General features: G+C 54.7%; 14 protein-coding genes and 1 pseudogene. 10 read left to right on the plus strand and 5 right to left on the minus strand.

The window, feature by feature from the left end; translation table 11 throughout:
* The first annotated feature begins 44 nt into the window (after positions 1–44).
* The 5 genes from J2Y90_RS25390 to J2Y90_RS25410 all read left to right on the plus strand — a co-directional run bounded on the left by J2Y90_RS25390 (position 45) and on the right by J2Y90_RS25410 (position 4,826).
* Positions 45–1,097, plus strand: a complete 1,053-nt coding sequence (locus J2Y90_RS25390; protein WP_253504586.1) for a ParA family protein — start codon at positions 45–47, stop codon at positions 1,095–1,097.
* Positions 1,097–1,783, plus strand: a complete 687-nt coding sequence (locus J2Y90_RS25395; protein ID WP_253504589.1) for a hypothetical protein — start codon at positions 1,097–1,099, stop codon at positions 1,781–1,783. Before J2Y90_RS25390 ends, J2Y90_RS25395 begins: the two co-directional genes overlap by 1 nt.
* 376 nt (positions 1,784–2,159) lie before the next feature.
* A complete protein-coding gene (locus tag J2Y90_RS25400) occupies positions 2,160–2,693 on the plus strand; it encodes a BRO-N domain-containing protein (RefSeq protein WP_253504592.1) in 534 nt (177 codons plus the stop codon).
* A 114-nt stretch (positions 2,694–2,807) separates the two neighbouring features.
* Positions 2,808–3,521 (plus strand): HNH endonuclease, encoded by a 714-nt coding sequence (locus tag J2Y90_RS25405; protein ID WP_253504595.1) that lies wholly within the window; start codon positions 2,808–2,810, stop codon positions 3,519–3,521.
* A 318-nt stretch (positions 3,522–3,839) separates the two neighbouring features.
* Positions 3,840–4,826 (plus strand): hypothetical protein, encoded by a 987-nt coding sequence (locus tag J2Y90_RS25410; RefSeq protein ID WP_253504597.1) that lies wholly within the window; start codon positions 3,840–3,842, stop codon positions 4,824–4,826.
* Positions 4,827–4,829: 3 nt separating this feature from the next.
* Here the strand turns inward: J2Y90_RS25410 and J2Y90_RS25415 are convergent.
* The 3 genes and pseudogenes from J2Y90_RS25415 to J2Y90_RS25425 form a co-directional block, all read right to left on the minus strand.
* Positions 4,830–5,138: pseudogene (locus tag J2Y90_RS25415) on the minus strand (hypothetical protein); the annotation flags it as partial.
* Positions 5,134–5,304 (minus strand): hypothetical protein, encoded by a 171-nt coding sequence (locus J2Y90_RS25420; RefSeq protein ID WP_253504601.1) that lies wholly within the window; start codon positions 5,302–5,304, stop codon positions 5,134–5,136. The pseudogene J2Y90_RS25415 and the gene J2Y90_RS25420, both read right to left, overlap by 5 nt.
* Before the next feature lie 57 nt (positions 5,305–5,361).
* A complete protein-coding gene (locus tag J2Y90_RS25425) occupies positions 5,362–6,174 on the minus strand; it encodes a sulfite exporter TauE/SafE family protein (protein WP_253504605.1) in 813 nt (270 codons plus the stop codon).
* 112 nt (positions 6,175–6,286) lie between these two features.
* Here J2Y90_RS25425 and J2Y90_RS25430 point away from each other — a divergent pair, with 112 nt between their 5' ends.
* Together J2Y90_RS25430 and J2Y90_RS25435 are read left to right on the plus strand one after the other, a co-directional pair.
* The gene (locus J2Y90_RS25430) at positions 6,287–7,054 is read left to right on the plus strand and encodes an AraC family transcriptional regulator (RefSeq protein ID WP_253504608.1); all 768 of its coding nucleotides are present in this window, start codon (positions 6,287–6,289) and stop codon (positions 7,052–7,054) included.
* A 93-nt stretch (positions 7,055–7,147) separates the two neighbouring features.
* Positions 7,148–7,465, plus strand: a complete 318-nt coding sequence (locus J2Y90_RS25435) for an XRE family transcriptional regulator (RefSeq protein WP_253504611.1) — start codon at positions 7,148–7,150, stop codon at positions 7,463–7,465.
* Positions 7,466–7,501: 36 nt separating this feature from the next.
* Here the strand turns inward: J2Y90_RS25435 and J2Y90_RS25440 are convergent, their stop codons facing one another.
* A complete protein-coding gene (locus J2Y90_RS25440; protein WP_253504613.1) occupies positions 7,502–8,557 on the minus strand; it encodes an MBL fold metallo-hydrolase in 1,056 nt (351 codons plus the stop codon).
* 209 nt (positions 8,558–8,766) lie between these two features.
* Here J2Y90_RS25440 and J2Y90_RS25445 point away from each other — a divergent pair, with 209 nt between their 5' ends.
* Positions 8,767–9,375, plus strand: coding sequence for a TetR/AcrR family transcriptional regulator (locus J2Y90_RS25445; RefSeq protein ID WP_253504616.1), 609 nt, complete (start codon positions 8,767–8,769; stop codon positions 9,373–9,375).
* Positions 9,376–9,607: 232 nt separating this feature from the next.
* Positions 9,608–10,927, plus strand: a complete 1,320-nt coding sequence (locus J2Y90_RS25450) for a methyl-accepting chemotaxis protein (RefSeq protein WP_253504619.1) — start codon at positions 9,608–9,610, stop codon at positions 10,925–10,927.
* A 164-nt stretch (positions 10,928–11,091) separates the two neighbouring features.
* Here the strand turns inward: J2Y90_RS25450 and J2Y90_RS25455 are convergent, their stop codons facing one another.
* A complete protein-coding gene (locus J2Y90_RS25455) occupies positions 11,092–11,418 on the minus strand; it encodes a DUF2025 family protein (protein WP_253504622.1) in 327 nt (108 codons plus the stop codon).
* A gap of 220 nt (positions 11,419–11,638) precedes the next feature.
* On the opposite strand from J2Y90_RS25455, the gene J2Y90_RS25460 reads away from it, so the two are divergent.
* Positions 11,639–12,766 (plus strand): glycerophosphodiester phosphodiesterase, encoded by a 1,128-nt coding sequence (locus J2Y90_RS25460; RefSeq protein ID WP_253504623.1) that lies wholly within the window; start codon positions 11,639–11,641, stop codon positions 12,764–12,766.
* Positions 12,767–12,784: the final 18 nt, after the last annotated feature.

The raw sequence follows: 12,784 nt of genomic DNA on the forward strand, positions 1-12,784 counted from the left end.
TCAAAGCCCCGCACATGCGGGGCTTTTTCATTTGGAGATAAATAATGCCTAGAGCAAAGAAAATAAAAACGCCTACCAAAACACTAACGTTCTACAACAACAAAGGTGGCGTATCCAAAACAACCACTTTATTTAATGTCGGCGCATACCTTTCAAAAGCTGGTAAAAAAGTACTATTTATAGATGCGGACTCACAATGCAATCTTACAGAGCTATTTTTCGCCAACGACACTGACTACTTTGACGACCCATCTAAAAAACTTCCCGGCCACTCCATACTTGATGTATTTCGGCCACGATTAGATGGGGCAGCAGCTAGAATCGATGTAAAAACAATCGAACTCGCCGAATCAAATATTTATTCAAAACTATATCTTATGAGAGGCGACATAGAGTTTAGCGCTCAAGCAGAACCATATTTTGGCGCGTCAATCAATCAGGCGATAACTACTAACATTAACGAAAAAAACACCTACATTAGCTTTCGACGACTTATTAAAGATCTTGGTGAAGAACTAGGACTAGACTATATTTTAATTGATCTCGGCCCAAGCACGGGCGCGATCACTAGACTTGCCTTTCTAGCATCCGACAAGTTTATTATCCCAGTTACACCCGATAGATTTTGCTACTTAGGAATCAACACATTACCAAAACTTATTGAAGACTGGATAAAACACGACAAAATCATATTAAGCACATTAGAACCATACGGAATCGAAAGCAATTATGGATCACCAGAATTCTGCGGACTCATCAATCAAAACTTTCAGGTACACAAATCATTAATCAAAGAATCATATCAAAAATGGTCGAAAAAAATAAAAACAGAAATCAAATCTAAATTAATGAGCTCAAAAATTATAAGAATAAGAGAAAATATTTCCGACCCTATAATTTGTTCAATTGAAAATCTTGGACAATTAGTCCCCGTATCTCAAATGCTCGGAAAAGCTATTTTTGACCTTACTCAAAATGACTCTGCCCTGGCTTCAAAAAGTGGCATTCAGTTCTACGGAAGTGTATGGGCTCCTTGGGACAAGAAGATAAAAGCTTATCGAAGTGAAATTCAAAAAATCACCGAGGCCATTGAATGATGGCTTATTCATATTTCGCATTCCTTGACGTGATGGGCTATCGCTACTACCTGAGTAAAGATGAAAGCAACGGCACGGAAGTATTCAAAGAAAAACTAATCACATCATATAGAGCTTTTGAACAGATCGACTTAGCAACACTGCGACACAAAAGCATATCCGACTCACTATTCATGAGCTCTTCCACTAACATCGTAGGTTTTTTAAAGGCAACCAAAGATGTCTACCTACGATTCTTAGAGAACGGCTTGCTGATAAGAGGGGGAATCGCCTACAACAAACACTTTGAGAACCAGCATATAACATACAGCCACGCCCTGACCGATGCATACAACCTCGAATCCTCGAAATCCTTATTCCCTCGAATATTGATACATAAATCTGTTATAGAAAAACTAAAGAATGAAAGCCAAGGACAGGCACAAAGCCAAGAACTTGATCAACTCATTGCGCAGAATTTAATATTGCGCTGTGGCGAACACTACCAACTCCACGTTGTCGACACTGCCAACTGGAAAGATGTTTATGAAAATGCGAGATCAGTTTATCTCGAAAACGAAATCGACATTAAAAAAGACCCAAAAATTTTCGAATATCATACTTGGCTACAAAATTACATTTTCCACTTTAAGCCTTCACGTAGCAAAAAGCAGAAATATATTGACTCATTCCAGTTTCTGAACTGATTTTTCCTATTGAAAATGCATATCTGTTTAAAAGACATTATTGACCACGCACATCGATAGATTTACCCTGAAGAAGGTGCCTAAGAAACACCTACACACAGCGGACGTACCGCCCCGACAGTCGCGGCTTTTTTTGCCTACGGTTTCCCCGTGCGCATCAAAAACTCTGTTATGCCGGGAGTGGGCGAATACAAGACCCGAAAGGGAAATATGTCCGGCCCTCTGTGTGGGGTTTCTTAGCTCCCGGCACCCAGCCTTAAGAAAGCTGACATCACACAGAGGTAAATGGATATGCCTAAAAATGTCTCCTTCGGCACGAAGGAAATCAGCTTCAACCTCAACATCATCTACATGCTTCCAGCACTGGAGGCTTGCCATGTCTGAACCTCACAGTTCGACTGTCTTCACTCTGCACAAACTCTCTCTCCACGCCCTCCTCCTTGAAGGCCAGCCATGGTTTTGCGCACGCGATATTGGTCGCTTGATGGGCGTCCATCTCAGTAATCGAATGGTCAGCAAACTGGACAAGGATCAGCATCGTTTTCTGTGGATTGAGTATCACCGGCAACCTGAGAAGCAGCTGATGCTCAGTGAGTCCGGCGTGTATGCGCTGTTGGTATATCACTACGTCCCAGGTAATCGTCTGTTGCGTGAATGGCTGACCCATCAAGTGGTTCCAGCCTTACGCGATGCTGCGTCCTCGGAAAATCCGGATCTACCTATGCTTAGTTTTTTGAAATGGCCCGAGATGTCTGTGAGTCTGTTGCATTGGCAGGATGAAGGCTGGATTCGGCTACGAGATATGCCATATCTATTGCAGGGCCAGACACAGCAGCGAGCGACTGCCCCGAAGTCTTGGTGGCGGAAGGCTGCAGAGGTATTTCAGTCGTCGAAGCATCTGATGAGTTAGGTGCTGCTTGTGAGATCACCTGCGAGAACTGTCGCAAATCTCTGTAGGAATTTTCCTAGACAGCCGTAATGGCCACTCAGTATCGTCCGAGGGTTTTCAACCCTCGGCGATTTTATGAGCGACAAGAAAAAAGACACTGACTGGACTGTGTCTGAGATTGAGGCAGCGGTTGATGCCTACCTGAAAATGTTTGAGCTTGAGCGAATCGGCCAAAAATTCAACAAGGCACATGAGAATCGCGTACTGCGTGCATCTGCCCTGCACAACCGCACTGAAGGCTCAGTTGAATTCCGCATGCAGAATATCTCTGCCGTTTTATTGAGAATGCATAGGGACTACATCAAAGGGTACAAGCCTGCCAGAAACGTTGGGACTAACGTTGAGCCAGCCATCCGAGCAGTGTTGATTGCCAAAGGGGTCACGCTTGGGGATCCAACGGTTGCGACTGCGGATGAAGAAGCGCTAGAGCAGAGAGCTCTGGCGCTAGAGAAACTGCCTCTTGAAGATGAACCTGCGGGGATTGTGAAGCCGAAGCGCGCTCCCGCCCAAAGCACTGCATTTATACGTGATCCGAAGGTTAGAGCCTGGGTCCGTCAGAAAGCCAAAGGGATATGTGAAGGGTGTGGTGAACCGGCGCCATTCACTAAAAACGACTCGCCTTACCTTGAAGTTCATCACGTGAAGCATTTGGCGAATAAGGGTTCTGATCGAATCAGCAACGCTGTAGCACTTTGTCCGAACTGTCATCGGCGCTGCCATCACTCGAATGACAGCAAAGAGTTCACCGAGTCGCTTTATGACAGGGTTAAACGGTTGAAGCGTGAGTAACTGAGCCAAAATTCCGTGGCGAGGGAGCTTGCTCCCGCTCGACTGCGCAGCAGTCGCCAGGCTCATAGTTCAATCTGTCTAACCCCATCGCATTTGCCAGTTTTGGGGCTGCTTCGCAGCCCAGCGGGAGCAAGCTCCCTCGCCACAGGGGGATATGTGGCCTGCGATGTTGGTGTACGGATCGAAATCTGGTCGATGCCTGGAATCGCCAGCACGCTGGCTCCTACAAATCCAGCATCATCCTGAAAACAATCAGTGCAACCCGCTCCGCCTCCCGCTATTAATACCCCTCCCCCACTCAAGGATCCGAGCCCCACCATGAAATTCGATCTCGCCTACTGCCTCAGCCTCGACGACAAGTTGTCGATCTATGATGTTCGCGATCTCAATTTCGATGAGACGGTGGCGTTTGACTCGGCGAAGGAGCACTTCCAGTGCCCCAACGATGCCTGTCGTTCGGCGTTCGAGGCTTCCAACGAGTTGGGTACGTTCAACGCCAAGAACGTGAATTACGTGCGCACGCCGCACTTCAAGAATCTGCCCACGACGCAGCATGTGGCGGGTTGTCCGTATGTGAGTTTGAAGGCGTCGGCGCCGGGGGTTGAAGCGGCGGATGGCGAGGTGGATGACGGGCGTGAGGAACACTTTCCATCAGAGCTGTTGCTGACCCGCCGTGAGTATGTGCGCAAGCCTGTCGCGCCAGCGGGGGCGGCGGATGTGTTGCGCGATGATCCGGTGCGGGTGGCGGCGGACGCTGGTAAAGAGGCGGCGAGTCGTGAGTCGGCGCCGGACAAGACCAGTGTGTTTGCGCATCCGGTGGAGTGTTTTGTGTCGAACTTCGCCGACAAGGAGTTGCTCAAGCGAATGCCGCTGAAGGTCGGTGAGCATTCGGCGCCGTACAGTTCGTTCTTCAAGAAGATTGAGTATCTGACGGACAACAAGGGGCTGATTTACTGGGGGCGGATCAAGAAGATCGAGGACTTCCACAGTGCCAGTTTTCGAATCGATTTCGAGGACAAGGTCTGGTTCAAGAAGCCCGAGGACAGCAAAAAGAAGCCGTATCCGGTTAGTGTTTATCTGAACAAGAAGCTGATCGACAACTACCGCAAGCGCAAGGCGTTTCTGGAAGAGATCAAGCACGCGGTGGATAGCGACAAGGCGTTGTTCTGTTTCTTTTATGGAGTGACGCCGGAGTTGAAGCAGGTGCCCGGCAAGAAGAACCCCGAAAAGCCTTTCGAGGTCTTCAATGCCAATATCGAGAACCTGGATCACTTCATTATTCGTGAAGCGCCGGGGCTGGAGTGACGGTTAGCTTTTGGGTAGTTGCAGTTTGGCTTCGCCACGGTGTTGGTTGACCAGCGAGTACGGCAGCACTGGCCAATCGGGGTTGTCGCAGTTGCGCTGGATGCGGGCGAAGTAAGCGCCCAGGTAAATCCCCTTCGGCGTGAAGTGCCAGTTGGAGTAACCCCAAACACTTTCATCGGTGTAGTCGCAGTCGCCATCGTCTTCGGCGGGCTTTTTCATTTCCTCGGGGTACAGCGTGGTGAACTGTTTGACCAGCCACGGCGCCATGACTTTCAGTTGATCGTATTCGGTGGCTGCGCTATCAGGTTCACCAATCCACAGTTACTTCATCCTGCTGCGTGGTGTTGAGTTCAACCACAATCGGCATCTTGCCCAACGTACCGGTAAAGACACGCGGGCCTTCTTCGGCATGGGCGATGGAAATCAATGAGAACAGCACAGCAGCGTATGGTGCCAGGCGCATCAGTCCCTTGAGCATGGATCGATCCTTGAATGAATGAGGCTGCGAAGTATGCGCGCAGGAATCGAGGCTCTACTAGAGCAGCATGCCCAGCATCACGATAGTCAGCAGCGCGATGTACACCCACGCATGCACCCGATCCGGTATCCGCCCTATCAACGGCGCAGCCAATCTGATCCCAAGCAACGAGCCAACCGTCAGCAGCGCAAACGCCAGCACATCGACATACCCGATATACCAAACGCCCAAATCAGCCCCGGTGAACCCGGCCAGCGCCATGTACGTCAGCGTCCCGGCCAATGCCACCGGCACGCTGAGCGGATTGGCCATGGATGTGGCTTGCGACATGCTCAGCCCGCAACGGCGCAGCAGCGGCACGGTCATGACGCTTCCTCCTACGCCGAGGAAGGTCGCGATGGCGCCGATGCCTACACCGCCGGCGGATGTTTCCGTCGAGGTCAGTCGCCGTGGGATCGTGGCGTGGGACTGTGTGAGAAATCCGCGGCGCAGCAGGCAATCGACGATGGTCACGCCGAGATAGGCGATGAAGGCGTAGCGGATCACTTCGCCGCTGACCCACATCGCAGCGATGGCGCCGACGACCGCGCCCAGGCCGATAAACCCGCCCAATGGCCAAAGGTAGTCCCGGAGCAGATTGCCCGCGCGTTGGTGTTTGCGTGTGGCGATCAAGGCGTTGACGATCATCACGCAGGTCGAGGTGGCCACGGCGATGTGCATGGCCGATTGCGCGATAGGGTCGGCGGCTGCGTGTGTGGCGGTGAACATGCGGTAGAGCAGCGGCACGATGACGAAGCCACCGCCGAAACCGAAGAGCACGGCGCTGATACCGGTAAGGCAGCCGAACAGTGTCAGCAGGAGATAGAACATGGCGGGCGTCCAGGGTTGGGAAGCCCACGACATTAGAGTGACATGCACTGGCCGGCTTCAGTAGTTCAGCCAATAATGTTCGCGTTTACGCCAATCGTCTGAGCCACGCCCGATGCGCAATATTTCGATCAATCAGCTTGAAGACACGCCTCGCCCGGTCGTGGCCATCGGTACCGATTATTCCCACGGCCACCTACTCCCGTTCCATACGCATCGACGTGGGCAATTGCTCTACGGCGCCACCGGCGTGATGCAGGTAAGCACTCGGAACGGTAATTGGGTGGTGCCGCCGCAGCGCGCGGTGTGGATTCCGCCGGGCGTGGCCCACGAGGTTTTGATGCTCGGGGTGAGCACGCGCAGTGTGTATATCGAACCGGGCAATGTGGATCTGGGGTCGGATTGCCAAGTGCTGAATGTCACGCCGCTACTGCGGCAATTATTGATGGAAGCAGTGGACGTGCCGCTGACGTACGACGAGTCTGGGCGTGATGGCGTGCTGATCAATTTGCTGTTGCATGAACTGACACGCAGTGCGCCTCTTCCCCTACACATTCCTATGCCTGCCGAAGGAAAGCTCCTCGGTCTGTGTCAGACCTTTCTGAACATGCCCAATACCCATCAATCCCCGCAGCATTGGGCAGACCAGTTACACATAAGCTTGCGTACCTTTAACAGATTGTTTCGGCAGCAGACCGGGCTCAGCTTCCGCCAATGGCGACAGCAAGCCTGCGTGGTGCAGGCACTGGCACGGTTGGCGGCGGGGGAAGCGGTGACGCGGATTGCTCTGGACTTCGGATACGAGAGCCCGGCGGCATTTTCGACGATGTTTAGGCGCGTGCTCGGACAGGCACCGTCCGTCTGGTTGGAGCCGGGGAACTAGGCAAATTCGAAAATTGCGTTTGATCCCGGCCGAAAACAACTGTACAAAAACACAGTACATTTTCAATCAGCACTTTTGAGCCCGGAGCACACCATGGCCTCTCTTGCGATGAACCACGTCCTCGAACGCATTGCCCTTTTCCAGTTCACCCCGACCCACTGCGTCCAGGCCCGCGCCATGCTGGGCTGGAGCGTTGAACAACTGTCCCGCGAGGCCGAAGTGGCGGTGGCAGATATTCAGCGGTTCGAAACGCAGCAGGACGTGGCGGATGCCGCGAGGCTGGCACTGGCTTATCGGTTCGAGGCGCAGGGGTTGGTGTTCTTTCCGGGGTTTGCACCGGGGCGCAGTGTCAGGGCGCAGGGTATGTCGGGGGAATCGGTGGGGCGTGGGGATTTTGCGATGGCTGAATAGGCTGGCGAGGGGGATGCCCCTCACCAACTGAGCAATTCATGCGTTCTCTAACACCGCATCCCCCTCCTCCTCCACCGCCATCCACCAAGCGCTCCCCCGTTCGGGTTGCGCAATGTTGAACGCTTCACCCATTCGCGGTGTGGTAATGGCAATACTGCGTTCCCATGCGAGGCCGAGGATGCGGTCGAAGGGTTCGTGCCAGGCGTGCATGGCCAGGTCGAAGGTGCCGTTGTGGATCGGGAAGAGCCAACGGCCCTTGAGGTCGATGTGGGCTTGCAGGGTTTCTTCCGGTTGCATGTGCACGTGGGGCCATTCGACGTTGTAGGCGCCGGTTTCCATCAGGGTCAGGTCGAACGGGCCGTATTGTTCGCCGATGCGTTTGAAGCCGTCGAAGTAACCGCTGTCGCCACTGAAGAAGATGCGTGTGTCACCATCGATCATCACCCATGACGCCCACAGCGTGCTGTTGCCGTCGAACAGGCCGCGGCCCGAGAAGTGCTGCGACGGTGTGGCGATGAAGCGGATGCCGGCGATTTCGGTGCCCTGCCACCAGTCGTACTGGCGCACTTTGCTCGCGTCGATGCCCCATTTGATCAGGGTGTCGCCCACGCCCAGCGGTGTCAGGAAGTACGTGGTTTTGGCGGCGAGTTTGCGTACCGCTTCGTAGTCGAGATGGTCGTAATGATTGTGCGAGAGGACCACCGCCTCGATCGGCGGCAACTGGTCAATGCTGATCGGTGGCTGGTGAAAGCGTTTCGGCCCCGCCCACTGCACGGGCGAGGCGCGCTCGGCGAAGACCGGGTCGGTGATCCAGAACTTGTTGCGCATCTTCAGCAACAGGGTTGAATGCCCGAGGCGATAGACGCTGTGGTTGGGAGCGGCGAGCAGATCTTCCCGCGTCAGGGGCTGCACGGGGATGGCGGCGGTTGGACGGGTGTTGCGCGGTTTGTGGAAAATCATGTTCCACATGATTCGCAGCATTTTGCGCAGGCCTTCGCGCTGCACCGGCGCGTGATTGCGAAACAGCCCTTGATCCTGTCGAGAGGCTTCAGGCGTGGGATTGTTATCCGGGAGAGAAACTGGATTGGCCATGACTGAACGACTCCGAAACCGTGTGATGCACGGTATTGCGCGGGAAATGAAAAAGGCCAGGCTGCACGCAAAGGCCAAACGCTCTGGTTTGTAAGGTGCGAGGATTAACGCAACATTACACTGAGCGGTGTAGTTTCTAGGTTGCATCAAAGCTGACGCCAAGTAAACTGCCGAGTGTAATTTCCTCCCTTCTCTGCCGAAGCCCGCTCATGACCGTTCCACGACGCCTCACCGACCGCAAACGCGAAGCCATCATCCAGGCGGCGATCGCCGAATTCCGTGCCCACGGGTTCGAAATCACCAGCATGGACAAGATCGCCGCCACCGCCGGGGTGTCGAAGCGTACGGTGTACAACCACTTCCCCAGCAAGGAGGAGCTGTTCGCCGAAATCCTCAATCAATTGTGGGCGCGGATCATTGCCGAGCCATCGGTGAGCTATACCCGCGATCAACCGCTGAGCGAGCAGTTGCGGCAAATGTTGCGGGAGAAAGTGCAAATGATGGCCGACGAGAATTTTCTCACCCTCGCGCGGGTCGCAATCGCCGCAACCATTCACTCCCCCGAGCGGGCGCAGAACATGATCGAGCGCATGGGCGAGCGCGAGGAAGGTCTGACTGTCTGGATACGCGCGGCACAAGCCGACGGCCGGCTCAAACCGGTGGATCCCGAGTTTGCTGCGCATCAAGTGCAAGGTTTGCTCAAGGCTTTCGCCTTCTGGCCACAGATCTCGCTCGGCCGCGCGGCCCTTGATCCAGACGCGCAGAACACGGTGGCGGAGTCGGCGCTGGAAATGTTTCTGGCGCGGTACCAGCGCTGACTCAAAGCGTGTGCCGAAGCGTGTACAACTAATCTCGCAAAAAGTTATACAAACTTGCTAAAAATTCCTTCCTTGTACAACTTTATGAAGTTTTGTATAAGTAGCCATCTGCCAGTAACGGAACGCTGGCATTGAGCAGTCACCGCCGAATGCCGCCTGTGCATTTCGGTCTGCCGGCGCAGGAATAGGGACTGAATCCTTTTGATTTTCCCCACTCCCGAGTATCGCAAGCATGTTTTTCAATCGCCACAAAGCCGCCCTCGAAGAACTGCAACACACCGTTTTTGACCAAGCTGCAATGCTCGAAGCGATCAACCGTTCAATGGCGGTGATCGAGTTCGATCTTGATGGCGTGGTGTTGCGTGCCAATGACAATTTCCTCAAGACCATGGGTTACACGGCTGCCCAGGCGATCGGCCAGCCGCACCGGCATTTCTGCACGGCGGAATTCGGTCGTAGCGCCCAATACACTGAGTTGTGGTCGCGCCTGAAAAACGGCCAGTTCCAGTCGGGCACCTTTGAACGGGTCAACAGCAAAGGCCAGGCGATCTGGCTGGAGGCCAGTTACAACCCGATCAAGGATGCATCGGGACGGGTGATCAAAGTGGTCAAGTACGCGATGGATGTCACCAGCAAAGTGCAGGAGGAAAACGAGGCCAACGCCAAGTTGCAGGCAATCGATCGCGCGATGGCAGTGATCGAGTTCGATCTAGAGGGCAACATTCTTACCGCCAACCAGAATTTTCTCACGCGTATGGGTTACAACCTCGCGGAGCTCAAGGGCCAGCATCACCGTATGTTCTGCACCCCGGCGCTGGTCAACAGCAGCGCCTATCAGGATTTCTGGCGGCGCCTGAATCAGGGCGAGTTCTTCCACGGTCAGTTCGAACGCGTGGACAAACGCGGCCAGACCGTGTGGCTGGAGGCCAACTACAACCCGGTCTACGACGCCTCGGGGCGCTTGTACAAAGTGGTCAAGTTCGCTTCAGACGTTACCGCCCGTGTCGAACAACATGAGCAGGACGCACGCAGTGCCAGCACCGCTTATCACATCTCGGTGGCGACGCGAAAAGTCGCCGAGCAAGGTACGCAAGTGATTCAACAGGCTGCCAGCGAAATGCGCGAAATCGCCGAGGACATCAGCCAATCCTCGACTCTGATTGCGCAACTGGGCGACCGCTCCGAGCAGATCACCGCGATCGTCAACACCATCCGCGCGATCGCCGACCAGACCAACCTGCTCGCGCTGAACGCTGCCATCGAAGCGGCACGCGCCGGTGAACAGGGTCGCGGGTTTGCCGTGGTCGCCGATGAAGTGCGGCAACTGGCGGCGCGCACCAGCGGCTCCACCGCCGAAATTTCCAACATGATCAGTCTGATCCAGAGCGAAACGCGGCAAGCGATAAAGAGCATGCAAGGCACTCGCGATCGTGCGGCCGAAGGCGTGGAACTGGCCAATCAGGCTGGCACGGTGATTCTGCAGATTCGTGATGGCGCGAGTGAGGCGGTGGATGCGGTGAGCATGTTTGCCAATGAGCGTGTGCCGGGGTGATGGAGGCTGACATCAGTTCGTGGTTGGGTGGGAATTGCGGCTGGCGATGAACCGAGGTGCCTCCTTCGCGAGCAGGCTCGCTCCCACAGGGAGTTTGTGACCGGCGCAGATTCAAGGGGGGAGCGAGCCTGCTCGCGAAGAGGCTCGCAACCACACTACAAACCTCAGCTGCGCACCAGACTCCGCACCGCGACAATCTCCGGCACCTCGACCCTGCTCATATAAACCCGCAACGGCTCGGTGATGTTGATGCGCTCGTCGATGTGTTGATCGAGCAGCAACTGAATCAGTTCGCGCTTAAGCGTCATGGTGTTGTCCGATAGCGGTGCCCAGACGAACTCGCTGGTCGGAATGATGCCGTCATCGGCCACGTCCATACCGAACGAATCTTCGCTGAAGCGCACGATGTATTGACCGGTCTTGCGGTTGAGGCCGACGAAGCCTTTGAGATCGTCGGCGGCCTGGCAGATGAGTTGGGAGGTGATGCGCATGGTAAACCTCACGAAAGATGATCGATGGTTTACACGCAGGGCAACACAGCGGCGCGCCCTCTGCCGGGGCGTATGCCGAGGGCAAGCGTACTGCAAACAGCGCCACAAAAGTGCAGGAAATTTCCGTTTTGCGCGCTTTATGTCGGTCTGGCGATAGCCCTGCGACGCTTCAGTTGTTAAAAGGTACGTCTTGAATAAAACCTGCGAAAGGAACTCGACCATGCCTGCTACTTTTACCCGAAGCGCCCTGGTGCTGAGTCTGTTGTTCGGCCTCGGTCAGGCGCACGCCGACAGCCACCCGGAGCCCAAGGCAATCGCTGCTGCTCATGGCATTCCGCATCCAGCGGTGATTGCCCACCGTGGCGCGTCGTTCGATGCCCCGGAATCCACCGCTGCGGCCTACAAACTGGCCCGTGACCTGGGCGCCGATTACCTGGAAATGGACTTGCAACGCAGCAAGGACGGCGTGCTCTTCGCCCTGCACGACGACAACCTGCAACGCACCACCGACGTCGCCAGCAAATTCCCCGAGCGCAAGGACAGCCCGGCCACCGCGTTCACCATGGCCGAACTGAAAACCCTCGACGCCGGCAGTTGGTTCAACACCAAGTACCCGGACCGCGCGCGCCCCTCTTACGCAGGGCTGAAAATCCTCACTCTTGATGAAATCATCGACATCGCCCGCGCCAATCCGCAACACAAGCCGGGCCTGTACATCGAAACCAAAGAGCCGCAGCTGTTTCCCGGCATCGAACACGACCTGAAGGAAAAACTGCAGGATCGCGGCTGGCTCAGTCCGGCCGGTTCGAAACTGGCGAAAAGTGCGCTGGGCGTCGGTCAGGGCAAAGGCAAGGTGATCCTGCAGACGTTCGACAAATCCAGCCTCGAACTGCTGGAGAAAGAAATGCCGCAAGTGCCGAAGATCCTGCTGTTGTGGGTCGGCGAAGGCAGCATCGAGCCTAAATCCGCCGTGACGTTTGCTGCGTCCGGTGAGAAAGACAAAAACGTGTTCTACGGCAAGCAGGAGCCAAAATCCGAAGCGGAATTCAAGCAATGGGTCGACTACGCCAAGGCCCAGGGCGCGATCGGCACCGGCCCTTCGGCAAAACTGACCCATGGTGGTGACCAGAGCTATTCCGATCTGGTGCAACCGTGGATGAATCAGTACACCCACGATCAAGGCATGCTGGTGCACGTTTATACGGTCGACGAGCCGGTGGATTACGAGAAAGTCATGGCGGCCGGTGTCGATGGCATTTTTACCAACCGCGCCAGTGAACTGTTGAAGTTTTACAAGCGTCCGGCGGCTGGCAGTGTTGATGAGGTTTTGAAGAAGAACGGTTTCTGAGCCGTTATCGAGTTGCCT

This window comes from Pseudomonas koreensis, from assembly GCF_024169245.1.
GTDB lineage: Bacteria > Pseudomonadota > Gammaproteobacteria > Pseudomonadales > Pseudomonadaceae > Aquipseudomonas > Aquipseudomonas koreensis_F.

Excerpts from the sequence above, each read along its gene's own strand:
- J2Y90_RS25450 (WP_253504619.1), top strand. The coding sequence starts at position 9,608 with ATGTTTTTCAATCGCCACAAAGCCGCCCTCGAAGAACTGCAACACACC.
- J2Y90_RS25405 (WP_253504595.1), top strand. The coding sequence starts at position 2,808 with ATGAGCGACAAGAAAAAAGACACTGACTGGACTGTGTCTGAGATTGAG.
- J2Y90_RS25445 (WP_253504616.1), top strand. The coding sequence starts at position 8,767 with ATGACCGTTCCACGACGCCTCACCGACCGCAAACGCGAAGCCATCATC.
- J2Y90_RS25420 (WP_253504601.1), bottom strand. The coding sequence starts at position 5,304 with ATGCTCAAGGGACTGATGCGCCTGGCACCATACGCTGCTGTGCTGTTC.
- J2Y90_RS25400 (WP_253504592.1), top strand. The coding sequence starts at position 2,160 with ATGTCTGAACCTCACAGTTCGACTGTCTTCACTCTGCACAAACTCTCT.
- J2Y90_RS25440 (WP_253504613.1), bottom strand. The coding sequence starts at position 8,557 with ATGGCCAATCCAGTTTCTCTCCCGGATAACAATCCCACGCCTGAAGCC.
- J2Y90_RS25460 (WP_253504623.1), top strand. The coding sequence starts at position 11,639 with ATGCCTGCTACTTTTACCCGAAGCGCCCTGGTGCTGAGTCTGTTGTTC.
- J2Y90_RS25425 (WP_253504605.1), bottom strand. The coding sequence starts at position 6,174 with ATGTTCTATCTCCTGCTGACACTGTTCGGCTGCCTTACCGGTATCAGC.
- J2Y90_RS25410 (WP_253504597.1), top strand. The coding sequence starts at position 3,840 with ATGAAATTCGATCTCGCCTACTGCCTCAGCCTCGACGACAAGTTGTCG.
- J2Y90_RS25455 (WP_253504622.1), bottom strand. The coding sequence starts at position 11,418 with ATGCGCATCACCTCCCAACTCATCTGCCAGGCCGCCGACGATCTCAAA.
- J2Y90_RS25390 (WP_253504586.1), top strand. The coding sequence starts at position 45 with ATGCCTAGAGCAAAGAAAATAAAAACGCCTACCAAAACACTAACGTTC.
- J2Y90_RS25395 (WP_253504589.1), top strand. The coding sequence starts at position 1,097 with ATGGCTTATTCATATTTCGCATTCCTTGACGTGATGGGCTATCGCTAC.
- J2Y90_RS25435 (WP_253504611.1), top strand. The coding sequence starts at position 7,148 with ATGGCCTCTCTTGCGATGAACCACGTCCTCGAACGCATTGCCCTTTTC.
- J2Y90_RS25430 (WP_253504608.1), top strand. The coding sequence starts at position 6,287 with ATGCGCAATATTTCGATCAATCAGCTTGAAGACACGCCTCGCCCGGTC.